This window comes from Mesorhizobium sp. M7A.F.Ca.ET.027.02.1.1, assembly GCF_004022985.1.
Classification (GTDB): domain Bacteria; phylum Pseudomonadota; class Alphaproteobacteria; order Rhizobiales; family Rhizobiaceae; genus Mesorhizobium.
Genome location: NZ_RZOL01000006.1, coordinates 25,951 through 49,389 on the forward strand (window position 1 = coordinate 25,951; position 23,439 = coordinate 49,389).

The following is a 23,439-nucleotide window of genomic DNA, read 5'->3' on the forward strand; positions in this document are numbered from 1 at the left end:
GGCGGGTTTTTGTTTGACGCTTCGTCAGCCAACGTGCCGGCAAAGGGCTCCCAAGGAACCCGTTAACCCGAATTCGTTGTCCTACACGGCCTGCGGCCCCACTTGCCTCCCACAAGCCGCTCCTGTAAGAGAACCGCCATGAACCCGCGCGCCACCAACGCTTCCCGTCCGACCGGTTTTTCCGGCGAGACCGTGCGCGCGCTGGCTTCGACCCTGCTTCTTCTCGGCCTTATCGGCGATCGCCGGGTTCGCTGAAGGAGCGCCCGGCGGTCGAACCGCCGCGCAAGCGCATGCTCCTTGGCAATCACATCAAGCGAACGAAATTCTGATAAAGGCGCCGCTCGCCATCAATCCACCGAAGGTGGATCATGAGCCGCCGGGAGAAACGACGATGAACGCACGAGAAGAAATCCGCTCCGATGCCGCGGTAGCCGACACGGATTCGGCCAAAGGGATGCCCGACGCGGCTCGCAAATATCAGCCCTATCCGACCGTCGGCCTCACCGACCGGACCTGGCCTTCGAAGGTGATCGACAAGGCGCCGATCTGGTGCTCGGTCGACCTGCGCGACGGCAACCAGGCGCTGATCGATCCGATGGGCCATGAGCGCAAGGCACGCATGTTCGGCCTGCTGCTCGACATGGGCTTCAAGGAGATCGAGATCGGCTTCCCGTCGGCATCGCAGACCGATTTCGACTTTGCCCGCTGGTGCATCGAGGAAGGCAACGTGCCAGCCGATGTCTCGCTGCAGGTGCTGGTGCAGTGCCGACCGGAGCTGATCACCCGCACCTTCGAGGCGCTGAAGGGCGCCACCAACCCGATCGTCCATTTCTACAATTCGACCAGCGAGCTGCAGCGTCGCGTCGTCTTCGAAAAGGACGTCGGCGGCATCAAGCGCATCGCCACCGACGCCGCCAAGATGATCACCGATATGGCGGCCAAGGCCGGCGGAGGCTTTCGTTTCGAGTATTCGCCGGAAAGCTTTACCGGCACCGAACTCGAAGTGGCGCTGGAGATCTGCAACGCCGTCACCGAGATCGTCAGGCCGACGGCGGACAACAAGCTGATCGTCAACCTGCCCTCGACGGTCGAGATGTCGACACCCAACATCTATGCCGATCGCATCGAGTGGATGTGCCGCAACCTCGACAACCGGGAAAACCTGCTGGTCTCGCTGCATCCGCACAATGACCGCGGCACCGGCATCGCCACCACCGAGCTCGGCCTGATGGCCGGCGCCGACCGTGTCGAAGGCACGCTGTTCGGCAATGGCGAGCGCACCGGCAATGTCGACATCGTCACGCTGGCGCTGAACATGTACACGCAAGGTGTCGATCCCTTGATCGATTGCTCCGACATCAACCGGATGAAGGACGTCTACGAATATTCGAACCAGTTGAAGATCCCCGAGCGCCATCCCTATGTCGGCGAACTCGTCTACACCGCCTTTTCCGGTTCGCACCAGGATGCCATCAACAAGGGCATGAAGGCGCTGAAGAAGGCCAATACGAGCCTGTGGGAAGTGCCCTATCTGCCGATCGACCCGGCCGATGTCGGACGCAGCTACGAAGCCATCATCCGCATCAATTCGCAGTCCGGCAAGGGCGGCATCGCCTATGTGCTGCAGGCCGATTACGGCCTCAACCTGCCGCGCAATCTGCAGATCGAGTTCAGCCAGGAAATCCAGGCGATCACCGATGCCGAGGGCAAGGAAGTGCCGGCCAGACGCATCTACGAGCGCTTTATCGAGACCTATGTCGACCAGCCCGGCGCGCGGCTGAAATTCCTCGATCACCACACCTATCCCAGCACCGAGATCAAGGGCCGGCGCGTCGTCGAGGCGGTCATCCTCGACGACGGCAAGGAAGTGACGATTACAGGCACGGGTACCGGCCCGATCGATGGGTTCGTCAATGCGCTGTCGCGCCATGTCGGCGTCGAGATGTCGGTGCTCGACTATTCCGAGCACTCGATGCAGCGCGGCTCGAACGCGTCGGCCATTTCGTATGTCGAGATGGAGTATCCCCAGGGCAAGCTGTTCGGCGCCGGCATCAACACCAACATCGTCGCCGCCTCACTGGAGGCGGTGATGTCTGCCGCGAACCGTATCGTCGGTAAAAAAGCCGGCTGACGCCCGACGGGAACAAAGATCGGAACCCACCCAACCTGGTGATCGGTTCCGATCTTTCGGGCCATTAACCACCGCGGAATTATCCGGTGGGTACGTGATCGCATAACGGGGTGTATACTTGTGTGGTGGTGCGGGACCTATATGATCGCGCCTCAACCTGTGCCGACTTCGAGAGGATCGACACTTGCAGCATGCCACGCCTGCCGCCCCCGCAGTGCGCGAGACACTGGAGCGACTGCTTGCCAGCCAAACGTTCGGCCGATCCGAACGCGCGCGCAAGCTGCTGCGTTATCTTGTCGAACGTGAACAGGCCGGCGAAGCCGACAGGCTCAAGGGCTTTTCCATTGCCATGGATGTTTTCGGCAAGGACGGCGACTTCGATCCGTCCACCGATGCCGTGGTGCGTGTGCAGGCAGGCAGGCTGCGCGAGCTTCTGCAGCACTATTTTGCCAATGAGGGAATTGCCGAGCCGGTCCGCATCGCCATTCCGCGCGGCGGCTATGTTCCTGCCTATGAATTGAACGCGATCCGCCTGCCGGATATTGCCGAGTCTGTTCCCGAACTCAGGCTGGACGGCGCCGCATCCACCGATCGGTCAAACGAAGCCGGCACGGGCATGCTGGAGGCGATGTCTCTGGCTTCCGTACCGTCTTCGCCTGCCCCCTCGGTGGCGCGCCATCTCCGCTTTTTCTGGATGGCGATCGCCTTGGTCATCGCCATGCTGGGCGTACTGATCCTTCGCCAGGGCAGCACTGCCTTGCTGGCAGGCGGCGACATCTCGGCAATGCCGGAGATCGCTGGCGCAACCGCAAGCATCACGGCATCGGCAAGGGCTGACGCTCTGCCGCAAGTCTATATCGGACTGAAGGCTGACGGCCCCGACGCCAGCCGTGTCGCCGCATCGCTGCGCGCCGGCCTGAGTGGCTTCGATACGATCGACTTCATCGGCCGCGACACCGTCGGCGATCCGGCCGACGACGCGACGAGCTTCATATTCGACGTCCTATCTGGACCGGACGCGGGCGACATCACCATAGAACTGCAAAGCATGGCGTCCGGACGGGTGCTTCTATCGCGCAATCTCACCCCCGCCGACAGCGCACCTGCCGCGGTCGAAGACCGTATCGCCGACATGCTGAGCTCGGCACTCCCCGCCTCCGGCACCATCTACAACTATATCGAGCAGACCGGCACGCCAAACGGTCTGACGCAATGTCTGCTGCTCAACGGCAAATATTACCTCGACCAGAACGCCAGGACCCATGAGGCAGCCTACCGTTGCCTCGAGAAGCTGGCCAATGGTGGAACCAAGTCCTCGCTCGTCTATTCGGAACTTGCTTCCCTGCATCTCGAGGCGGTGTCCGATCATTACGCCTATCCGCCCAATGCGACGATTGAGACAGCCGTCGAGTTTGCCCATCGCGGCGTGCAGATGGGTCCGACCAGCCCTTATGCCCATCGCTCCTACGGCTATGTCAGTTCGCGCCTCGGCAATACGGACGAAGCGATCCGCTGGATGCGCAAGGCCTATGAACTCAATCCCTACGATCTCGGCATGGCCGCCGCTTACGGCTACGGGCTGATCTTCGCCGGACGATATGCTGAGGGAACGCCGATCCTCGATCATGCGGCGGAGACCTTCAGCGGGCACCCGACATGGTGGGATTATGGGCTGTTCGTCGGTGAGCTCATGCTCGGCGACATGAACAAGGCGGTCGCAGCCAGCATGGCCCTGAGAACGACGGCAACGAAATCACACTATCTGGCGGCGCGGCTGATCGGCGCCAAGGCTGCCGGACAGGATCATCTGGTGAGCACGCTGCTGAAACAACTGACCACCGAGTTCCCCAAATTTGCCGCCGATCCGCGGGCGACTTTCGTCGAGCGGAAATATCCGGCCGACCTGACCGACCGGCTGGTCCAGGCACTCCGCGCTGCCGGGCTCGGCAGCCCAAGCTGACACCATCGACGTCCGCGTACTGGCTGTGCCGCGTCCCGATGGATTTCCTGCGCTCCGATCGCCGATTGCCGATTGGTCGCCAAGTTCTGTACACAACCGTACAAATCGCGAAAATTTTACTGGTCATCACGTTGGACTAGGAGCAATTCAGCCACCATTGGGTGTCGCGCATTCTGCAATAACAAAAAATCAGCTTTCATGACCGCATCACTTTTTGCCGCCGAAGAGGGTGTTGGCTCGAAGGCCATCGTCCTGCTGCACGGTTTCGGCGGCTGCCATGATGTATGGCGCGAGGTGATTTCCGCCCTGACGCCTTCCACGCATACGCTGGCCTATGATCTGCCTGGGCACGGGTTGTCGCTCGATTTTCCCGCCGCCGGTCCCGCCAGGGTGGCAGCCAAGGCCGTGCTCGCCGATCTCTCGGAGCGTCGCCTGAAGCGCGTTCATCTCGTGGGCCACTCGATGGGCGGTGCCGTGGCGGCGCTGATGGCGCTGGCCGAGCCCGAAAAGATAGCCTCGCTGACGCTTCTGGCGCCGGGCGGCCTTGGCCCCGAAATCAATGGACCGCTGTTGCGCCGCTATGCCGAAGCCGCGGATCGGTCCGAGATCCGCTCCTGCCTCGCCGTCATGTCGGGACCTTCAGCCCCGCCGCTCGAACATACGGTGGACACCCTTTGGGAAATGCGCAGGCGACCCGGCCAACTCGAAAAGCTCGTCGAGATCGCAGCCGCCATGACCGTGGACGGTCGGCAAGGCGTCATCCCGCACGATCGCCTCGATGGACTGAACATGCCGGTGATGGTGGCATGGGGAATCAGCGATGCGGTGCTGCCCTTTACCCAGGCGGATGTCCTGCCGGCGCATTTTCACGTGCACCACGTGCTGGAGGCCGGCCATATGCTGGCTGAGGAAGCCCCCGACCTTGTTGCCGAGATCATTCGCCGGAACACCAATCGTCGCGCCAGGCCACACCGCCAGAAATTTGCCGCCGCAGCCAGCTGACCTTTTTCGCGCACGACAACCTTCCTGGACACCCCGGGCCGTCGATCTCGCCAGTGCATTTCGCCGGCGGCTGTGTTAACCCGGTGTTAACCAAACCTACGAGGCAGACGCCGATGAAGGAAGCAGGCGAGAAGACCATCGACCAGTCCAAGAAACTGTCCGATGCCATCCGTGATGTCAAAAATGCCTTCGCCGACCGCGACGACGTCGTCGTCGACATGCGCGAGGCGCATCGCATGCGTCTCGATCTGCTCGCCGCCGAACTGGCACCGGTTTTTGCCGATGTTCCGGCCGACATGGACAATTTCGACTTTGTCGTCTCGTCCGGCTTGCAGCCGCGCCTGTGGATCGACGCCATCAGCCATGTCGCCATGGGGCGCGACCGCCGGACCTATCGCTTCCTCAAGGACACCCGTATCGGCCGAGTGGTGCTTGCCGAATCCACCGAGATGAAGCCGGTTGCCGATTCCGTGACGCGCTATGTCGCCGAGCGCATCGTCGAGCGTCAGAGGATGCTGGAAGGCGGCGTCGAACCCGCCGTCGCCGGCCTGAAACGTGCCTATGTGCCGGAAGCCGAACCGCCGCTGCGCGCAGCGGAGCGCGGCAAACGCTGGTCGGCCCTTCTGTCCGGGCTTGGCCTGATCGCTGCCGGCGCACTGGTCGGCCTTGTGGTGTCGGTCGTCCTGTTCTGGGACCGCATCGTGGCCATGGTTGTCAATTTGCGGCCATAGCGGCCTCGGCGCCAAGCTCCACCGTCTGCAGATCGGATGGCGGTATGGACGGCCCGGTCAGGCCGCGCCGTGTCAGCCGGATCCGCCAATTGCCCGTCTCGCCGTCAATGTCGAACAGATTGTACTGCGCCGCCGGGTTCTTGCCGCCCGGCGCCTGGCCGGCGGCAGCGACACCGACCGCCGGGATCCTGACGCCGCGACCGCCTATGAAGAACAGCGACGGCAGATGCGAATGGCCGTGCAGCACAAGGTCGGCGCCGTGGCGACGAATGATCTTGTTGAAGCGGGCAATGCCGAACAGCCGCTTGTGCTGCGGGACCGCACCGCGCACCGGCGGATGATGGATCATGATGACGCGGAACAGCCCCTGTCCGGCGGTATCCCCGAGGATTTTGCCGAGCCGCTTCGCTTGGCCCTCCATGAAGAAACCATTGGCCATGAAGGGCGCCGTGGCGCGCGCCGTCGAGACACCGATCAGTGCGACGTTGCCGCGCACGCGCAGATAGGGAAATGCGTTGCGATCGACCGGCGTGTTGACGCCGTCGCCGCTCATCCACGCCGCCCAGGATCGGCAGACCTTGTCGAAGGCGCCTGGCACATAGGCGTCGTGGTTGCCCGGAACGACCGAAACATCATGCGCCGGCCCTAACGTCTCCAACCAGTGCCTGGCCATCTCGATCTCGCCGTCGAGCGCCAGATTGACCAGGTCGCCGGTGACGGCGAGGTGGTCAGGCGTGTTCGCCTTGATGTCGGCGACGATCGTGTCGATGACCGCATCATGCATATGGCGGCGGCGGTTGCGCTGCCAGTTGACATAGCCGAGCACGCGCTTGGAGGCGAGATCGCGATAGGATACATCGGGGAGCGGCCCCAGATGGACATCGGAAATATGCGCGAGCCTGAACATACAACCTTCATAGGCGACCCGCGCACGGCTTTCCACCCACGGTTTCGCTATCAATGACGAGCCCTGAAGATGCCTTCCGCCAGACCGGCTGGCCAGGTTTGAGGGCCAGGCTGTTCCATCTCTATTTCGTGCTGCGGAGGCCGATGACGCTTGGCGTGCGCGGCCTGATCCACGACAGGGCGTCCAGGTCCGTCTTCCTCATTCGCCATACCTACGTACCAGGCTGGCAGCTGCCCGGCGGCGGCGTCGAAGTCGGCGAGACGATGAACGAGGCACTGGCCCGTGAACTGGCCGAGGAAGGCAACATCGCTCTCACCGCCCCGCCGGTGTTCAAATCGATGCATTTCAACCGCCGCTCCAGCCGCCGCGACCATGTCGGCTTTTATTTGCTCGAGCATTTCAGCCAGACGGCGCCGAAGCGGCCGGATCACGAAATCGCCGAAGCTGGCTTCTTCCCGCTCGACCGCTTGCCGCAGGGCACGACGCCGGCGACGCTGCGCCGGATCGCCGAGGTTTTTGACGGCGAGCAGCCCTCGCCCTACTGGTAGATCAGGCTGCCGCTTTCTCGAAGCGCGCCCGGTCGTGCCATGCGGCATAATCCAGATCCGGTCCGACAGGCACGATCCGCGTCGGATTGATCGTCTGGTGGCTGCCGTAATAGTGCGCCTTGATATGATGCATGTTCACCGTCCCGGCCACACCAGGCACCTGGTAGAGATCACGCAGATAGTTGGACAGGTTCGGGTAGTCGGCGATACGGCGCAGATTGCATTTGAAGTGGCCGACATACACCGGATCGAAGCGCACCAGCGTGGTGAACAGCCGCCAGTCGGCCTCGGTGATAGGACCACCGACGAGATAGCGCTGCTTCGACAGCCGCTCCTCCAGCGCATCCAGCGCTGTGAACACTTCACCGAACGCCTCTTCATAAGCGCGTTGCGTGGTGGCGAAGCCGGCGCGATAGACGCCGTTGTTGACCGCGGGATAGACCAGCGCATTGATGCGATCGATCTCGCCGCGCAATGCCTTCGGATAGAAATCGAGGCTGGCGTCGCCCCATTCGTCGAAGGCTGAATTCAGCATGCGGATGATTTCGGAAGACTCGTTGGAGACGATGGTCTGCTCCTTTTTGTCCCACAGCACCGGCACAGTCACCCGGCCCGAATAGGCGGGATCGGCCTTGGCATAGATCTGGTGCAGGAAGTCGAGGCCATAGAGCATGTCGCCCGTGGCGCCGTCCTCAGCCACGAACGTCCAGCCGTTGGCGCCCATGAAATGATGCACCACCGACACCGATATGACGCCTTCCAGCTTCTTCAGCGCGCGAAAGATCAACGTCCGGTGGGCCCACGGACAGGCAAGCGAGACATAGAGGTGATAGCGGCCGGGCTCGGCCTTGAAACCACGCGTCCGGCCTTCGGCAGGCGCCCCGTCAACGGTGACCCAGTCGCGCCATTGCGACTGCGTCCGCACGAACCTGCCACCATTGTCCGCTGTATCGTACCAGCGGTCCTGCCACCTTCCTTCGACCAGCATTCCCATACAAATCTCCTTGCGTCCTGTTGGTTGATGTAGGCGCAAGGCTGCCCTGTCGAAGACGTCAGGTGCTGAACAGACCGTCACTTGGCGGAAATGACGAACAAAACGGCCGATTGCAGCGGCGGGAAATTGATGCTAGCGGACAATCCGCATGTTCGATTTTGCTTCGATCCGGTTTTACCGACGACGAAAGGGCGCCCGCGCTTGATGAAGCGCTGACTGGCGAACGCTGCCGTTTGCAGCAACCTTTCCTCCTTACCGGAACGCAAAGACCATGAGCCTTGCCGACGTGAAATACCTGCCGGAAACCCCGGCGCACGACCCCGAGATCGAAGCCATCAACGACGAAGCCTTCGGGCCCGGCCGCTTTGTGCTGGCCGCCTACAAGATTCGTGAGGCCGGAGGGCACGAGCGCTCGTTGTCCTTTGTCGCCGTCGATGGCGACATCGTCGTCGCCTCGGTGCGCATGACCCGCATCGCCGCCGGTGCCGGTCGCGCGCTAATGCTCGGGCCGCTCGCGGTGCGGCCGGCCTTCAAGAATCTCGGCATCGGCCGCCGGTTGGTGGCGATCGCGCTGGAGGCCGCCGCCAAGGCCGGCGCGCCCGCTGTCATGCTGGTGGGTGACGAACCCTACTACGGGCCGCTCGGTTTCAAGCGGATTCCGCGCGGCCAGATTTCGATGCCGCGCCCCGTCGATCTCGACCGGCTGCTGTCGCACGAGATCGCGCCGGGCGCGGTCGCCAGGCTCTTGGGCGAGGTCTGCCACGCCGATCAGGCCAGGGTGGCCGATCCTGTCGCCGCGATGGCTTGACCTTTCCCGTCGATCTGGCGCCTGATCCGTCCCACTGTTCCTGAGATCAAAGGATGACGTCATGAACCCCAACGGCCAGATCGCGATCGTCACCGGCGGCGGCTCCGGCCTTGGCGAGGCAACGGCGCGCGCGCTGGCCGCCAAGGGCGCCCGCGTCGCCATCTTCGACGTGGGTATTGACCGCGCCGCCAAGGTCGCGGCCGAGATCGGTGGTATTGCCGTCCAGTGCGACGTCAGCAGCGCCGACAGCGGAACCGCTGCGCTCGCCGACGTAGCCGCCAAGCTTGGCGAGCCGCGGATCCTGGTCAACTGCGCCGGCATCGCCATCGGCGTGAAGACGATCGGCAAGGATGGTCCCCACCCCCTTGATCAGTATCGCAAGGTGATCGAGGTCAATCTGATCGGTACGTTCAACATGATCCGCCTCGTTGCCGAGCGCGCGTCGAAGCTCGAGCCGCTGCAGGGCGGCGAGCGCGGCATCATCGTCAACACCGCTTCGGTTGCCGCCTATGATGGCCAGATCGGCCAGGCCGCCTATGCGGCATCCAAGGGCGGCGTCGTCGGCATGACGCTGCCGGTGGCGCGCGACCTTGCCCGTTCCGGCATCCGCGTCTGCACCATCGCGCCCGGCATCTTCAAGACGCCGATGATGGCCGGCATGCCGCAAGAGGTTCAGGATTCGCTGGGCGCCGCCGTGCCTTTCCCGTCGCGCCTGGGCGAACCGTCCGAATATGCCGCTCTCGCCCTGCACATCATCGAGAACCAGATGTTGAACGGCGAGACCATTCGTCTCGATGGCGCCATCCGCATGGCGCCGAAATAGAAGGTCATGAACGCCGGCCTGTCCGCTGCCGCTAAAACCGGTCCGCTGACCGGGCTGAAGGTGATCGAGATGGCCGGACTCGGACCGGTGCCGCTGGCGGGCCTGATGCTGTCGGAGATGGGCGCGCAACTATTGCGCATCGAACGGACGGGGACGAGCGAGCTCCTGTCGCTGCCGGATGAGTACAATATCGACCGCCATGGCCGCGCCCTCCTGCGCCTCGACCTGAAGCGCCGTGAAGGCACCGATCTGTTGCTGCGCCTTGCCGAAAAGGCGGACATGTTGCTCGAAGGGTTTCGCCCGGGTGTCATGGAACGGCTTGGCCTCGGCCCCGAAACGGTGCTGGCGCGCAACCCGGCGCTGATCTACGGCCGTCTGACCGGCTTCGGCCAGGACGGCCCGCTCGCCGGCCGCGCCGGCCACGACATCACCTACCTCGCCTATAGCGGCGTGCTGCACGCCATCGGCCATGTCGGCAGCCGTCCCGTCCCGCCGCTCAACCTTGTCGCCGACTATGGCGGTGGCGCCATGATGCTGATTGCCGGCGTGCTGGCCGCCCTGTTCCAACGTTCGCGCACGGGCAAGGGTGAAGTCATCGACGCCGCGATGGTCGACGGTGCCTCGATGCTGGCGCTGCCCCTGCACGCCTTGATGGCGGCCGGCTTGTGGAGCGACAAGCGCGGCGCGAACCTGCTCGATTCCGGCGCCCCGTTCTACGATACCTATGAGACGTCGGACGGACTCCATATCGCCATCGGCTGCCTCGAGCCGCAATTCTTCGCCGAATTCGCCAGGCTGCTGCCGCTCGACGGGCGCTTTGCGTCCGGCCAGTACGACAAGGCCCTGTGGCCGCCGATGCGCGCCGCCATTGCCGATCGGATCCGGCAGAAACCACGCGACGACTGGGACCGGCTGTTCGCGCAAACCGATGCCTGCGTTGCACCCGTCCTGTCGCTGCATGAGGCGAAGCACCACCCGCACAATCGGGCACGCAACGCCTCTGTGGCGACAGGTGCATTTGAGCGCCCGGCCCCCGCGCCGCGTTTCTCGAGCTCGCAACCGACATTGGCCACTATGCCAGGCAATGAGGATTTGTCGCCATCGGCAATTCTGGCACGTTTCGGCTTTGCGAAAGCCGAGATCGACGGCCTTGTCAAATCCGGCTTGCTGACCGATAACGATAACTAGAGAAGAAAGATCAACTTACTGCGGTGCTGCCTTGGACGAGCCGAAAAAGGACGTGATCCGCGAGACGGACGCCGAAGCGATCCGGCTGGCGAAGACGCTTCTGCGCAGCGCCCGCTTTGGCGCCCTGGCGGTGATCGAACCGCAAACCGGCTCGCCGCTGGCCAGCAGGGTCGGCGTGGCCACCGACATCGATGGCGCGCCGCTGATCCTGGTGTCGATGCTTTCGGCGCACACCGGCGCCCTGCTTGCCGATCCGCGCTGTTCCCTGTTGCTCGGCGAACCGGGCAAGGGCGACCCGCTGGCGCACCCGCGCCTGACATTGATCTGCCAGGCGGCACGGCTTGAGCGCGGATCAGGCGAACACGCCCGCGCCGAGCGCCGCTATCTCAACCGCAATCCCAAGGCGAAACTTTACGCCGGTCTCGGCGACTTTTCGATCTTTCGCCTCGATCCGCAACGCGCCAGCCTCAACGGCGGCTTCGGCAAGGCCTATCAGCTCGATCGATCGGATTTGCTCGCCAGCGGACCGATCGTCGAGGAACTCGCGGCGCGCGAACAATCCGCCATCGACCACATGAACGCCGACCATCTCGACGCGATCGCCGTTTACGCACAGCATTTCGCCAAAGTATCCGGAAACGGCTGGAGTGTTGCCGGATTCGATGCCGATGGCATGGACCTGGTGTTGGGCGACGATGTTTGCCGGGTCCCCTACCCACAACCTTTGGCTGCGGCAGGCGAATTGCGGCACGTTCTGGTCGATATGGGCAAGGCCGGCCGAGCCATTGTTGACGCCGGGACGGAGACTTAATTATGCTGGACCAAAAGCAACACTTGAGATTTAAGTGAAATGCTCTACCTTTTGGTGACGCTGAATCGCCAGTGCCGATCGACAAGTGAATTTATGGAATCAGACGCCATTGCCCCCATGGCGTCGGGATGAACAGGAAGCATGGGGGATCGATGGTCTCGACAAAGCTAATCGTGAACGCCGAATCGGCGGCAGAGTTTCTCATGCTGATGGGCAATGAGAAGCGACTGTTGATCATGAGCTACCTCGCCGAAGGTGAGATGTCGGTTGGAGCCATTGCCGAGAAGGTGATGCTCAGCCAATCCGCCCTGTCCCAGCACCTCGCCAAGTTGCGGGCGCTCGACCTAGTCGAGACCCGCCGCGACCGGCAGATGATCTACTACTCCTGCAAATCCGACGCCGTGCGAGAACTACTTGTCATGCTGGACGGCATTTTCGGCAGCGGCAAGGATGATCTGTCCCAGATGGCGCACCGTTTGCGCCGTGCTGGAACCTGACCACATAGCGCCGATCTCGCCGGCGATTTCAGAGCGACATGCGCCCATCCGGGGCGTACAGAGCTGGCTGATTGTCCCGAATTGTCGCATCGTGCTTTCCAAACAAGGTGAGCGCCGGGAAGCGGTCCGGATTTTCGGGCCGATGCGACGGTCGCGAGGAATGCATGGATCCCATTCGCATCGACGACCCGCAAGATCCGCGCGTCGTTGCCTATCTCGACATTCGCGAGCGTGACCTCGCCGGCCGGCAAGGCCGCTTCGTCGCCGAAGGCAAGGTGGTGCTCGACCTGCTGCTCTCGACCGGGCGCTTTGCCGCCGAATCGATCCTGGTCCTGGAAAACCGGCTGGCAGGTCTCGACAACATCCTGAGCAAGGCGCCCGCCGACCTCCCGGTCTATGTCGCCACCAGCGCGGTGATGGACGCTATCGCCGGATTTCACATGCATCGCGGCATCCTGGCCATTGGCCGCAAGGGAGAGCCGCAGCCGGCCGAAGACCTGCTCGACGGCTTGCCGCCTCGGGCGCTGGTCGTGGTGCTCGTCGGCATCGCCAACCATGACAATGTGGGCTCGATCTTCCGCAATGCCGCCGCCTTTGGCGCTGACGCGGTTCTGCTGGATGCGACATGCTGCGACCCGCTCTATCGCAAGGCGATCCGCGTTTCGGTCGGCGCCGCGCTCAAGATCCCCTTCGCATCGTTCTCCGACACCGCCGGCTTCACAACGATGCTCGCCCGACGTGGCTTCGAACAATTCGCGCTGTCGCCACGCGGGAAGACCGACATCCGCGATGCGCAGCGCAGCAAGCGCCTGGCGCTCTATCTCGGCACCGAGGGCGAAGGCTTGCCGGGCAACCTGCTCGCAAGCCTGCGCAACGTGCGGATCACCATGGCGGAAGGCTTCGACAGCCTGAATGTCGCCGCGGCTTCAGCCATCGCGCTGCATCATTTTTCGGCTAGAGCAATTCCAGGAAAAGTGTGAAGCGGTTTTCCGTCCAGAATTGCGTCAAAGCAAAGAGTTAGGGCATTTCGCCGTTTCCGTGAAACGGTGAAATGCTCTAAGGAGGCCTGATTCAGCTTGTCGCGTCAGCCTTCTGCAGCGCGCGCACGCGGTCGGCAAGACTGCGGTCACCGTTGCCGGAGCGGGCGTCCGACGGTACCGCCAATGCCTTGGCGATCGGCGAACCAGGCCCCTCGAGCTTCGCCGTCAGATGGACGACCTCCGCCGCCAGCGCGTTCATCTGCTCGCGCAAGGCGGAGCTGCTGTCCGTGGCCTTGGACGCGGCCAGTGCGGTGAGGTCGGCCTTCAGCCGCTTGTTCTCGCGCGCCAGCGCCGTCAGCCTCGCCTCGAGCTGCTCACGGTCACTGTCGAGCTTGGCGATTGCCTTGTCCAAGTCATCGCTCCTGGCGACATCGCCGCCCTTGCCGACCAGCCGCAAGGCTGGCGCGCTGTCTTCGGATTTCGATCTTTCGCGCATGCGTGCCAGTTCCTTTTGGCGGCGGTCGAGTTTGTCTTCGCGATCGGCAAGTGTGGCCAGCAGCCGCTCGACCTTCTTGTCGAGCTCGGCGGTCCTTTTCTTCTCGGCTTTCAGGGCCTCCCGCGCGGCCTTGCTTTCGGCCGCGATTTCCTGGCCGCGCCTGTCGGCTTCCTTGCGCTGGCCACGCAGCATCGCAATGTCACTGGCGAGTTTCTGCATTTCGGACTCTCGCGCCACGAGCTCGATCTGCCGGCTGCTCGAGGAAAAACTGGCGTCGTCATACATGCGCTCCAGCTTTTGCAGCTCAAGTGCGCGCTTTTCCAGCTTGCGCTCGGTTTCCTTCAGCCGCTCCGAAAGCTGCTGCAACTCGCCCTCTCGCTGGCGCAGCGCTTCGTTCTTCGCGCCCAGCTCGGTCAGCGCCTGGTTCTTGTCCGTCCGCTCGACCGCCAGGCCCTTCATGGCCTCGTGACCGCGATTGATCTCGACCAGTTGTTCGGCCGTCTTCTCTCGCAACGCCTTGACGCTGATTTCCAGGCGGCGCGTCGTCATGGCGTATTCGGCGCGGATGCGATCCTTGTCCGCCTGGATTTCGGTTTGCGTCAGAGGGATCGAGGATTCGACGCGTCTGCGTGTAAGCGTGACCGCACGACGCCATATGGCCGGAGCCACCATGAGCGCCAGAAAGCCAGCGCAGAGAAAGCCGAGGACGAAGAACAGGACCGACTGGACCAAGTGACTACCCGTTGTGGCCGGTAAGCATCAAACCAGATAAACCAAAAGCGCATGGAGCGCTTTGACTGTGCCACGTTGACATGGCGGAAATCCAGCGTTGCGGCAAGGGTTTGCCGCAACGCCACGAGTTTAATGCATGTCGACCCAAAAGCGGTCCCGGTTTTGGGCAACGACAGCCAAGGACTTCAGCTTAGAACGGATTCCAAGTGGCGCGCTCGGTAAGCTTCAGATAGCCGAGATTGACGCCAAGCCGGGCACCGACACCGGTGCGGATCGGCACCAAAACCACATTGTTGTTCTTCAGCACGTTGAAGCCGACGCCAGCCACCACATAGGCCGAACCGGCGACGCCGCCATAGCGGTTGTAGAGGCTGCCCACATCGTCGAGATTGTAGACCAGCATCATCACCCGCGACCCCTCGCCGCCGAAATCCCAGCCGAGCGATGGGCCTTGCCAGAACACTTTGTGATCGCCGGCATTCTTGGTGTAGAGCGTGCCTTCGCCATAGGTCAGGCCACCGATCAGCGCGCCCGAGCCCTCTTCGCCCAGCAGATAGCCGTTGGGCAGGCCGTAGGAAGCAAAAATCTTCTCGACGACCGTGGCGAGCCCGCCCGATGTCGCGCCGAAGAACTTGTGACCGGAATCGACAATCTCCTGAGCGGTGTATTCCTGGGCCCGCAGGGTTGAAGTCGAGAAGACGAGAACGCCCAGGAGCGTGACCGCCATTGAGAAGACACGGAGAAAGCTCCGGTCGTAGTATCGGGAAAACATGCTTCCAATCTCCGTCAGGGAGCACCTTCGCCGACGCCTCGCACCCCGTACGGCTCTTTTAGCCGGCCGTTAAGGGTAACTGTTAGGGGCAAACTATGCCGTAATCCTTTTTCAACCATTAAGCTCACACATGAACATGGCGGTTCGAAGGCTGTTTGGGGTCGCTCAAGTGGGGCCGGCAGCCTGCGTCAACACGCCATTTGCCACAACCACAATTTGGATTTGTTGCTGCACGCACGGGCGCTGTGTATTCAGAAAGCCCGAGGAGAGAGTGTGTGATTCGTGTGGCAGGCGACGATCGATCGCCCGGCCATGAGTTGTGAGATTTTGCAGGGATTTTTCGCCGATGGCCGATCTGTTCACCCTTTCCGCACCCGATCTGGCAGCGCTTTTGTGCAGCCGGGTCTGCCACGATATCATCTCGCCGGTCGGCGCGATCAACAACGGGCTCGAATTGCTTGATGAAGGCGGCGCCGACGAGGACGCCATGAAGCTGATCCGTCAGAGCGCCCGCAACGCTTCGGCCCGCCTGCAGTTCGCCCGCATCGCCTTTGGTGCCGCCGGCTCGGCCGGCATGTTGATCGATACCGGCGATGCCGAAGCGGTCGCCATCGCCTTCCTCAAGAACGAAAAGCCGGAACTGACCTGGAACGGGCCCCGCGCGTTGCTGCCCAAGAACAAGGTCAAGCTGCTGCTCAACCTGATCCTCGTCGCCAATGCCGCCATTCCGCGCGGCGGCAAGCTTTCCGTGACGCTGGAAAATCTTGAGACCGAACCTCGTTTCGCGCTTGCGTCGGCTGGCCCGATGCTGCGTGTGCCGCCGAAATTCCTCGAACTGCATTCCGGCCACAAGCCGGAGGAACCGATCGACGCGCATTCCGTGCAGCCCTACTACACGCTGCTTCTGGCGCGCGAAGCCGGCATGACGATATCGATCCACGCGACGCCGGAAGAAATCGTGCTTTCTGCGGCCTGATTGCGCAGCCGATAAAGCGAAGTATTTCTACATTGAAATCTGTAATTCCAGCTCATCGACTTGAGATGCGTCTGGTCGTCCAGGCAGCGCCAAAGCATTCGCGAATAAAAGTAGGCACCTGCCTATCTTTGTAAAAATTTTACCTAACGCCTTTTCGGCTTCTTTACCAGATTGGCCTATGGTGCGTCCTGGATGCCCCCGACGCTACCGGACTGCCAGAAGGCAAAGAGGACCCGGAAATGAAACGCTGCATGTTCGTCGACGATTCAAGCGTCATCAGGAAGGTTGCAAAACGCATCCTGGGCGGCTCCGAAATGATTGTCATCGAGGCCGCCAGCGGACTTGACGCGCTGGAGATGTGCGCCGCCGACATGCCCGACATCATCGTCGTCGATGGCGCCTTGCCTGACGTACCGGCGGTCGATCTCATCCGTCGCGTCCGCGCCATGGAGAGCCCGATAAGGCCGCAGATCCTGATTTCCCTGGTCGAGCTCGATATTGCTTCGATCATGCGGGCCAAGCGAGCCGGCGCCCAGGGCTATCTCTTGAAGCCGTTCAACCGCCCGCAGCTGCTCGAGCGCTTTCGCACCTTGAAGAGCGCACCTGATTCGGTACCCTTGAGCAATTCCAGAAAAAGTGCGTGACGGTTTCCTGCTCGGCAGCCCAAAACAGACCCTTACCAGCCGTCATGCAAAAACCCGGCCGAAGCCGGGTTTTTTATGGAAAAGATTCGATCGATTCGTCGCTCAGGCGCTGACGCGAATGTCTTCCGGTTCGCGCAGCACATAGCCGCGCCCCCAGACCGTTTCAATGTAGTTCTGACCGCCCGATGCCGCGTCGAGCTTTTTGCGCAGCTTGCAGATGAAGACGTCGATGATCTTCAACTCAGGCTCGTCCATGCCGCCATAGAGGTGGTTGAGGAACATTTCCTTGGTCAGCGTGGTGCCTTTGCGCAGCGAAAGCAACTCCAGCATCTGGTATTCCTTGCCGGTCAGGTGCACGCGCTGGCCGCCGACTTCGACGGTCTTGGCATCTAGGTTGACCACCAGGTCGCCGGTGGTGATGACCGACTGGGCGTGGCCCTTGGAGCGCCGCACGATGGCATGAATGCGGGCAACCAGCTCATCCTTGTGGAACGGCTTGGTCATGTAGTCGTCCGCGCCGAAGCCGAGGCCGCGCACCTTGTCCTCGATGCCGGCCATGCCGGAGAGGATGAGAATAGGTGTTTTGACCTTGGAAAGGCGAAGCGTTCTCAAGACCTCGTAGCCCGACATATCAGGCAGGTTGAGATCGAGAAGAATGATATCGTAGTCGTAGAGCTTGCCTAGATCGACGCCCTCTTCCCCGAGATCGGTCGTGTAGACGTTGAAACTTTCCGATTTCAGCATCAGTTCGATGCTTTGTGCGGTTGCACTGTCATCTTCTATCAGCAGAACACGCATTTCATTCCCCTTTTCTGCTGCCGGACCATTTCACGACCCGTCCGGACCCGGAGCAGTGGTTGCCTTGTGCAGAGGCTGCCATTGAATGGTTAACAAATCCTAATTTCCCGTCCATGACGGTACCAGATTTTTTAACCTCTTTCTACACCCTCTTGAATCTAATAACGAATCTCAGAACCAAATTCCTAATGCAACACATTAAAAACCCGGACTAAGCGACTCCAGGGACTCATCGACGTCGCTTCCGCATCGGTGGCCGGAATTTTTACCCGGCCTTAAGTCCTGACCCGTATGATTAACAATGCCCGTAAACGAATGGTTACCGCCGGCAAAAAACTTTAGGGTTTTGTTTCCCATAGTTCGGGGAAAGGCGGTGGACACGGGTGCGGCCTGGGCGTTCCCAGGTGGTTTGGACGATAAGTGCGGGTGTGCGTTTCCGGGAGTACCGAATCATGAAGTCACGTGAAAACCTCGTTCGGCTGAAACAGTTTCAGGTGAATGAGAAGCGGCGGCAGCTGCTGCAGCTCGACATGATGATCGCCGAGTTCGAACGCATGGCCGTCGAGCTGGAGCTTCAGATCACCGCCGAGGAAAAGAAGGCCGGCATCACCGACATCAACCATTTCGCCTATCCGACCTTCGCCAAGGCGGCTCGCCTGCGCCGCGACAACCTCAGGAATTCCCAAAGCGACCTCGCCCAGCAGCGAAGCGCCGCCGAATCATTACTCGGCGAAGCTGAAGCGGAGCTTTCCAAGGCGGAAATGCTGGAATCGCGCGACACGAAGATCCGCGAAGCCGAAGTCGGTGGCCGCAGCGCCATGATCGGCTAAGACCTGGCGGTTTGCCGCACCAACGCTCGCCATCAGGCTGGCGCATTGTCGCGGCTTGCGGCTCCGGCGGGAAAAATGAACCCGCCCTACGCGGCCCAATCCCCTTCACTCTCGGCAATTGCCCTTGCACGGGCATCCTTGATATCCGGCGCATGCTGCTCCGCCCATGACCTGATCTGGGTAAGCAGCCCCGCCAGGTTCTGGCCGAGCTCGGTCAATTCATATTCGACGCGCGGCGGAATGACCGGGAAAATCTCGCGCCGCACCAGGCCGTCGCGCTCGAGTACCCGCAGCGTCTGCGTCAGCATCTTCGGCGTGATGCCCTCGAGCTTCCGGGCAAGCTCGCCATTGCGCAGCCGGCCTTTGCGTAGCGCGCAAACCACCAGATACACCCATTTGCTGGCCAGCATCTCCAGCACGGTGTGCGAAGGGCACGTTCGCCGGAACGCGTCATAGCCGAAACCGCAATCATCTTCACTATCCATGAGGTGCGTATATATCAGGAAGGTACATACTGGACAAGGGGATATTACTATCCAAATGATAGTGGCACCAACCAAGCAGGAGACATCTCAATGCGTGCCGTTATCCAGAATTCCGTCGGCGGACCCGACGTCCTTGTCATCGCCGATCAGCCGGATCCCACGCCAGAGGCCGGCGAAGTGCTGGTCCGCGTCAAGGCCGCAGGCATCAATCCGGTCGACGGCGCCGTCCGTGCCGGCTACTACCCCTTGCTCGGCGAGCCGCCTTACATCCTGGGTTGGGATATCTCGGGAACTGTCGAAGCACTCGGCGCCGGCGTCACCGGCTTCAAGATCGGCGACGAGGTGTTCGGCATGCCGCGCTTCCCCAAGCAGGCGGCGGCCTATGCCGAGCTGGCTGCCGTGCCTGCCGATCAAATCGCACTGAAGCCGAAGAGCGCGGACCACCTTAAGGCAGGCGCCTTGCCGCTGGCCGGCCTCACCGCCTGGCAAGGGCTTGTTCGCCACGGCGGGCTGAAATCGGGGCAGCGCATATTGGTCCATGCAGGAGCCGGCGGCGTCGGTCATCTGGCGGTGCAGATCGCCAAGGCGCGCGGCGCCTACATTGTCGCCACGGTCAGCCCGGGCAAGCTCGATTTCGTCCGCGAACTCGGCGCCGACGAGGTCATCGACTACACCAAGGGCGATTTCACCGATCAGGTTCGCGACATCGATCTGGTGCTGGATCCAATGGGCGGCGACCACGCCCAACGCTCGCTGAAGGTGCTCAGGCGTGGCGGCGTTTTGGTGTCATTGCTCGATGTCGGCGACAACACCAGGACCCAGGCCGGCGCGCGAGACATTCGGGTCGAGCGTATGTCCGTCGTTCCCGACAGGGAGGGCCTGGTGGAACTGGCTCGGTTGATCGATGCCAACAAGCTCGCCGTCCATGTGGCGAAGAGCTTCCCGCTGGACCAGGCGGGGGCCGCTCACGCCTTCCTCGCCACCAAGCCGATCGGCAAGGTTGTGCTATCGCTCTGAGCGGGAACGGTGAAAACAGAAGGGCGCGAGGTTAGCCGCGCCCTTCGTCTAAATTCGCAATGTCAGTGCCGGTATTGCTGGATGCGTGTCGTGCGCAGCCCGGCAAGGCCATATTCGTCGATCGACGCCTGCCAGGACAGGAATTCCTCGGTGGTGAGCTTGTAGCGTTGGCATGCCTCGTCCAGGCTCAAAAGCCCGCCGCGCACGGCCGCAACCACTTCCGCCTTACGCCGGATAACCCAGCGACGTGTATTGGTCGGCGGCAGATCGGCAATCGTAAGAGGGCTGCCGTCAGGCCCGATAACATATTTGACTCTCGGTCTAACCAGATCGGTCATCGTACTCTCTACAAAAAACTCAAAGACCCAATCCCCGCCACGTTACCGCCACAGCTTTAAAAATTGCCTAAGCAGACCCTAATGACTAGGTAAGGATCATGAACGCCGCGTTAGTCTTTTCGCCGGCATTTGAAACATCTGCCCGCAAACGCTGATTTGCCGGGGAAAATGCATCACCTGGCGGAGATCGGCCGCAACCGGTGAATCGCCCTGCACGCTGGCGCGCCGGTAAAGCTTGACCTATATTCTCGACATTGGCATTGAGGCGCCGCGCAGAACGAAAGCATCATGAACAGTCTCGATCTTCCCGGACGTCCCGAAAACACCCGCATCGTCGTCGCCATGTCGGGCGGCGTCGATTCCTCTGTCGTCGCAGGCCTGCTGAAACGCGAGGGCTACGACGTCGTCGGCGTCACCTTGCAACTCTACGACCACGGCGCGGCGACGCACCGGGCCGGCTCATGCTGCGCCGGGCAGGACATCGACGATGCCCGCCGTGTCTCCGAGACGCTCGGCATCCCCCATTATGTGCTCGACTACGAGGAACGCTTCCGCAAGGCGGTCATCGATCCCTTCGCCGAGAGCTATGTCGCCGGCGAGACGCCGATCCCGTGCGTTTCCTGCAACCAGACGGTGAAGTTCGCCGACCTGTTGGCCACCGCCAAGGAGCTCGGCGCCGACGCGCTGGCCACCGGCCACTACATCCGTTCCGGCGCCAACGGCGCCCACCGCGCGCTCTACAGGCCGGTCGACGCCGACCGTGACCAGAGTTATTTCCTGTTCGCCACCACGCAGGCACAGATCGATTATCTGCGCTTTCCCCTCGGCGGCCTGTCGAAGCCTCAGGTTCGCGCCATCGCCGAGGAGATGGGGCTGGCGGTTGCCGCCAAGCAGGACAGCCAGGACATCTGCTTCGTGCCGCAGGGCAAGTATTCCGACATCATCGCCAAGCTGAAGCCAACTGCGGCCAATCCGGGCGACATCGTTCACATCGACGGCCGCGTGCTCGGCCGCCATGAGGGTATCCTGCGCTACACGATCGGCCAGCGCCGCGGCATCGGCATCGCTTCCGGCGAGCCGCTTTACGTCGTCCACCTCGATGCCGACCGCGCTCGCGTCGTGGTTGGCCCGCGCGAGGCGCTGGAGACGCACAAGATCTATCTGCGCAATATGAACTGGCTGGGCGACGGACCGCTCACAGACGTCCCTGCAGGCGGGCTGGAGCTGTTCGCCAAGGTCCGCTCGACGCGGCCGCCGCGCCCGGCCGTGCTGCATCATCGTGCCGGTGCCACATGGGTGGAACTGGTCGACGGCGAATCCGGCATCGCGCCGGGCCAGGCCTGCGTGCTCTACTCCGATGACGGCAACGAAGCTCGCGTGTTCGGCGGCGGCTTCATCGAGCGTTCGCAGCGTGGCGCGGAGGCCGAGGCGATGCTGATCCGGCTTGCCGCCAGGCCGGCCCAGATACCTGCCGAATAAGATACCTGCCGAATAAGATTCCCGCCGAATAAATAATCCGCGCTTCAGGAATTCGACTTGGTGTGGGTGACCGTGCCGGCGGTCAGGATGCGCAGCACCCTGATCGCTTCCTCGCCGCTGGTACGCGGTTCGGCACGCGTCTCGATGCACTGGATGAAATGCTCCAGCTCGCGTGTCAGCGGCATGCCCTGGGCAACCGCGACATAGGATGGCTCATTGGTGGTGAAGGCCCATTGGCCGCTGTCCTGCCACACTGCATGGCGGTAGACGGCAAGCTTGCGTTCCCATGGCTCGACATCGTCGAACACCGCCATCGCCTTGGTGCCGACCACGGTCAGCCGCCGCTCGCGATAGGGATTGAGACGCGAGGTGAAGAGATGGCTGCGCAGGCCGTTGGGGAAGCGCATGTGCAGATGCGCGAAGTCGCTGAGATTGTCGAGCAGGGCGGCCCCCTCGCCGCGCACCTCGATCGGCTCTGTGCCGGTGATCGCCAGGATCATCGACAGATCGTGCGGCGCCAGGTCCCACAGCGCGTCGTTCTCTGTGTGGAACTTGCCGAGGCCGAGCCGGTGCGAGTGGATGTAGCGGACTTCGCCGAGTTCGCCCTTGTCGATCAGCCCTTTCAGCGTCTCGAAGGCAGGGTGGAACCGCAGGACATGGCCGACCATGAAGACGCGGCCATTGTCCTTGGCCGCCTGCACCGCACGCTCGGCATCCGCCACAGTCAGAGCGATCGGCTTTTCCACCAGCACGTCCTTGCCGGCCGCGACGGCACGCACGGCAAGGTCGGCATGGAATTGCGGCGGCAGCGCCATGACGATGGCGTCGATATCGTCACGCACGAACAACTGGTCCGGCTCGATCGCCAGGCAGTCCTGCTCGCTGGCGAAGCCTTCTGCGCGGGCCCGGTTGGTGTCGGAGACCGCGTACAGCGCGCCGAGCGCCTTGAGAGTGCGGATGTGGTTGCTGCCCCAGTATCCGCAACCGAGGACTGCTATGCGCGGCTTCATCTGTTTCAAACTCTAAAAACTCGTGGCCGAGACATAGCGACGTGCCCCTTCGAACTCAACCCCGGCGGCGGCAACCAAATGTCCGCGTGGCAAAGCTTTTCGATAATGACGATAAGCCGGCAAGCCGGTTGCTTCGAAGCTTGACAGGCTCACCCTCCCAACCTTATATCCGCGCGACCTTGGCGAACGCCCCCGACATGCCTTTCGATTTGAGGCGGATTTCGGGCCTTTCGCCGCCCTGGCGGGGTAGCTCAGTTGGTTAGAGCACGGGAATCATAATCCTGGGGTCGGGGGTTCAAGTCCCTCTCCCGCTACCAGCCCCTCCCTAAGGGGTTGATATCTCAGCAAGCAGCTGGTTTTGAACGTGTTTTCTCTCGCAGCAGGTCCCTTTCTCTGGTACCTTTTCGGGATGGAAGACGTGGCGAAAATCCGTTATTTGGTCGGCAAGCCGGGCGACCAGAAATTCAAGCGCAATATCCCTC

At 62.2% G+C, this 23,439-nt stretch carries 25 protein-coding genes and 1 tRNA gene; 17 read left to right on the forward strand and 9 right to left on the reverse strand.

Annotation, left to right across the window (positions count from 1 at the left end; genetic code table 11):
• Positions 1–391 precede the first annotated feature (391 nt).
• The 4 genes from leuA to EN749_RS01845 all read left to right on the forward strand — a co-directional run bounded on the left by leuA (position 392) and on the right by EN749_RS01845 (position 5,824).
• Positions 392–2,131, forward strand: coding sequence for a 2-isopropylmalate synthase (gene leuA, locus EN749_RS01830; protein ID WP_128362452.1), 1,740 nt, complete (start codon positions 392–394; stop codon positions 2,129–2,131).
• Between the two features lie 184 nt (positions 2,132–2,315).
• The gene (locus EN749_RS01835) at positions 2,316–4,091 is read left to right on the forward strand and encodes a hypothetical protein (protein WP_128362453.1); all 1,776 of its coding nucleotides are present in this window, start codon (positions 2,316–2,318) and stop codon (positions 4,089–4,091) included.
• A 198-nt stretch (positions 4,092–4,289) separates the two neighbouring features.
• Positions 4,290–5,093 (forward strand): alpha/beta fold hydrolase, encoded by an 804-nt coding sequence (locus EN749_RS01840; protein ID WP_128362460.1) that lies wholly within the window; start codon positions 4,290–4,292, stop codon positions 5,091–5,093.
• Positions 5,094–5,206: 113 nt separating this feature from the next.
• Positions 5,207–5,824, forward strand: coding sequence for a hypothetical protein (locus tag EN749_RS01845; protein WP_127397201.1), 618 nt, complete (start codon positions 5,207–5,209; stop codon positions 5,822–5,824).
• Here EN749_RS01845 and EN749_RS01850 read toward each other — a convergent pair.
• Positions 5,808–6,731 carry a metallophosphoesterase gene (locus EN749_RS01850; RefSeq protein ID WP_127317849.1) on the reverse strand — a complete coding sequence of 308 codons (924 nt, stop codon included), beginning with the start codon at positions 6,729–6,731 and terminating at the stop codon, positions 5,808–5,810. The genes EN749_RS01845 and EN749_RS01850 overlap by 17 nt on opposite strands.
• Before the next feature lie 53 nt (positions 6,732–6,784).
• On the opposite strand from EN749_RS01850, the gene EN749_RS01855 reads away from it, so the two are divergent.
• Positions 6,785–7,279, forward strand: coding sequence for an NUDIX domain-containing protein (locus tag EN749_RS01855; RefSeq protein WP_127809493.1), 495 nt, complete (start codon positions 6,785–6,787; stop codon positions 7,277–7,279).
• Position 7,280: 1 nt separating this feature from the next.
• Here EN749_RS01855 and EN749_RS01860 read toward each other — a convergent pair whose 3' ends face one another.
• Positions 7,281–8,273 carry a glutathione S-transferase family protein gene (locus tag EN749_RS01860; protein ID WP_127809492.1) on the reverse strand — a complete coding sequence of 331 codons (993 nt, stop codon included), beginning with the start codon at positions 8,271–8,273 and terminating at the stop codon, positions 7,281–7,283.
• A 77-nt stretch (positions 8,274–8,350) separates the two neighbouring features.
• Positions 8,351–8,515: a hypothetical protein gene (locus EN749_RS37550; RefSeq protein ID WP_164748917.1), complete on the reverse strand. Its 165-nt coding sequence runs from the start codon at positions 8,513–8,515 to the stop codon at positions 8,351–8,353.
• A 29-nt stretch (positions 8,516–8,544) separates the two neighbouring features.
• Between EN749_RS37550 and EN749_RS01865 the strand changes: the two genes are divergently transcribed.
• The 6 genes from EN749_RS01865 (at position 8,545) to EN749_RS01890 (ending at position 13,380) form a co-directional block, all read left to right on the forward strand.
• Positions 8,545–9,081 carry an N-acetyltransferase gene (locus EN749_RS01865; RefSeq protein ID WP_127317843.1) on the forward strand — a complete coding sequence of 179 codons (537 nt, stop codon included), beginning with the start codon at positions 8,545–8,547 and terminating at the stop codon, positions 9,079–9,081.
• 61 nt (positions 9,082–9,142) lie between these two features.
• A complete protein-coding gene (locus tag EN749_RS01870) occupies positions 9,143–9,904 on the forward strand; it encodes a 3-hydroxyacyl-CoA dehydrogenase (protein WP_127267375.1) in 762 nt (253 codons plus the stop codon).
• Positions 9,905–9,910: 6 nt separating this feature from the next.
• Positions 9,911–11,092, forward strand: a complete 1,182-nt coding sequence (locus EN749_RS01875) for a CaiB/BaiF CoA-transferase family protein (RefSeq protein ID WP_128362454.1) — start codon at positions 9,911–9,913, stop codon at positions 11,090–11,092.
• Between the two features lie 31 nt (positions 11,093–11,123).
• Positions 11,124–11,903, forward strand: a complete 780-nt coding sequence (locus EN749_RS01880; protein WP_128362455.1) for a HugZ family protein — start codon at positions 11,124–11,126, stop codon at positions 11,901–11,903.
• Between the two features lie 152 nt (positions 11,904–12,055).
• Complete coding sequence (locus tag EN749_RS01885) at positions 12,056–12,400, forward strand: metalloregulator ArsR/SmtB family transcription factor (protein ID WP_023809905.1); 345 nt, start codon at positions 12,056–12,058, stop codon at positions 12,398–12,400.
• Between the two features lie 164 nt (positions 12,401–12,564).
• Entirely contained in the window at positions 12,565–13,380 is an 816-nt protein-coding gene (locus EN749_RS01890; protein ID WP_128362456.1) for an RNA methyltransferase, read from the forward strand.
• Between the two features lie 91 nt (positions 13,381–13,471).
• Here EN749_RS01890 and EN749_RS01895 read toward each other — a convergent pair whose 3' ends face one another.
• Together EN749_RS01895 and EN749_RS01900 are read right to left on the reverse strand one after the other, a co-directional pair.
• Positions 13,472–14,608 (reverse strand): hypothetical protein, encoded by a 1,137-nt coding sequence (locus EN749_RS01895; RefSeq protein ID WP_128362457.1) that lies wholly within the window; start codon positions 14,606–14,608, stop codon positions 13,472–13,474.
• Positions 14,609–14,798: 190 nt separating this feature from the next.
• Positions 14,799–15,335 (reverse strand): EipA family protein, encoded by a 537-nt coding sequence (locus EN749_RS01900; RefSeq protein ID WP_245463604.1) that lies wholly within the window; start codon positions 15,333–15,335, stop codon positions 14,799–14,801.
• Positions 15,336–15,726: 391 nt separating this feature from the next.
• Here EN749_RS01900 and EN749_RS01905 point away from each other — a divergent pair, with 391 nt between their 5' ends.
• Positions 15,727–16,356: a histidine phosphotransferase family protein gene (locus EN749_RS01905; RefSeq protein WP_024504504.1), complete on the forward strand. Its 630-nt coding sequence runs from the start codon at positions 15,727–15,729 to the stop codon at positions 16,354–16,356.
• A gap of 239 nt (positions 16,357–16,595) precedes the next feature.
• Entirely contained in the window at positions 16,596–17,000 is a 405-nt protein-coding gene (locus EN749_RS01910; protein ID WP_127268016.1) for a response regulator, read from the forward strand.
• 102 nt (positions 17,001–17,102) lie between these two features.
• Here the strand turns inward: EN749_RS01910 and ctrA are convergent, their stop codons facing one another.
• Positions 17,103–17,798: a cell cycle two-component system response regulator CtrA gene (ctrA, locus tag EN749_RS01915; RefSeq protein ID WP_006203583.1), complete on the reverse strand. Its 696-nt coding sequence runs from the start codon at positions 17,796–17,798 to the stop codon at positions 17,103–17,105.
• Positions 17,799–18,250: 452 nt separating this feature from the next.
• On the opposite strand from ctrA, the gene EN749_RS01920 reads away from it, so the two are divergent.
• A complete protein-coding gene (locus tag EN749_RS01920; protein WP_013529907.1) occupies positions 18,251–18,628 on the forward strand; it encodes a flagellar export protein FliJ in 378 nt (125 codons plus the stop codon).
• Between the two features lie 86 nt (positions 18,629–18,714).
• On the opposite strand, the gene EN749_RS01925 is transcribed toward EN749_RS01920, so the two are convergent.
• On the reverse strand, positions 18,715–19,113 hold the full coding sequence (locus tag EN749_RS01925) for a helix-turn-helix domain-containing protein (protein ID WP_023809911.1): 399 nt from the start codon (positions 19,111–19,113) through the stop codon (positions 18,715–18,717).
• A 90-nt stretch (positions 19,114–19,203) separates the two neighbouring features.
• Here EN749_RS01925 and EN749_RS01930 point away from each other — a divergent pair, with 90 nt between their 5' ends.
• On the forward strand, positions 19,204–20,130 hold the full coding sequence (locus EN749_RS01930) for an NADP-dependent oxidoreductase (RefSeq protein WP_128362458.1): 927 nt from the start codon (positions 19,204–19,206) through the stop codon (positions 20,128–20,130).
• Positions 20,131–20,192: 62 nt separating this feature from the next.
• Here the strand turns inward: EN749_RS01930 and EN749_RS01935 are convergent, their stop codons facing one another.
• Positions 20,193–20,468, reverse strand: coding sequence for a DUF1153 domain-containing protein (locus tag EN749_RS01935; protein ID WP_013529904.1), 276 nt, complete (start codon positions 20,466–20,468; stop codon positions 20,193–20,195).
• A gap of 288 nt (positions 20,469–20,756) precedes the next feature.
• On the opposite strand from EN749_RS01935, the gene mnmA reads away from it, so the two are divergent.
• Positions 20,757–21,947 (forward strand): tRNA 2-thiouridine(34) synthase MnmA, encoded by a 1,191-nt coding sequence (gene mnmA / locus EN749_RS01940; protein WP_128362459.1) that lies wholly within the window; start codon positions 20,757–20,759, stop codon positions 21,945–21,947.
• A 44-nt stretch (positions 21,948–21,991) separates the two neighbouring features.
• Here the strand turns inward: mnmA and EN749_RS01945 are convergent, their stop codons facing one another.
• Complete coding sequence (locus tag EN749_RS01945) at positions 21,992–22,957, reverse strand: Gfo/Idh/MocA family oxidoreductase (protein ID WP_127317829.1); 966 nt, start codon at positions 22,955–22,957, stop codon at positions 21,992–21,994.
• A gap of 240 nt (positions 22,958–23,197) precedes the next feature.
• Between EN749_RS01945 and EN749_RS01950 the strand changes: the two genes are divergently transcribed.
• Positions 23,198–23,274, forward strand: a tRNA-Met gene (locus tag EN749_RS01950).
• Positions 23,275–23,439 lie beyond the last annotated feature (165 nt).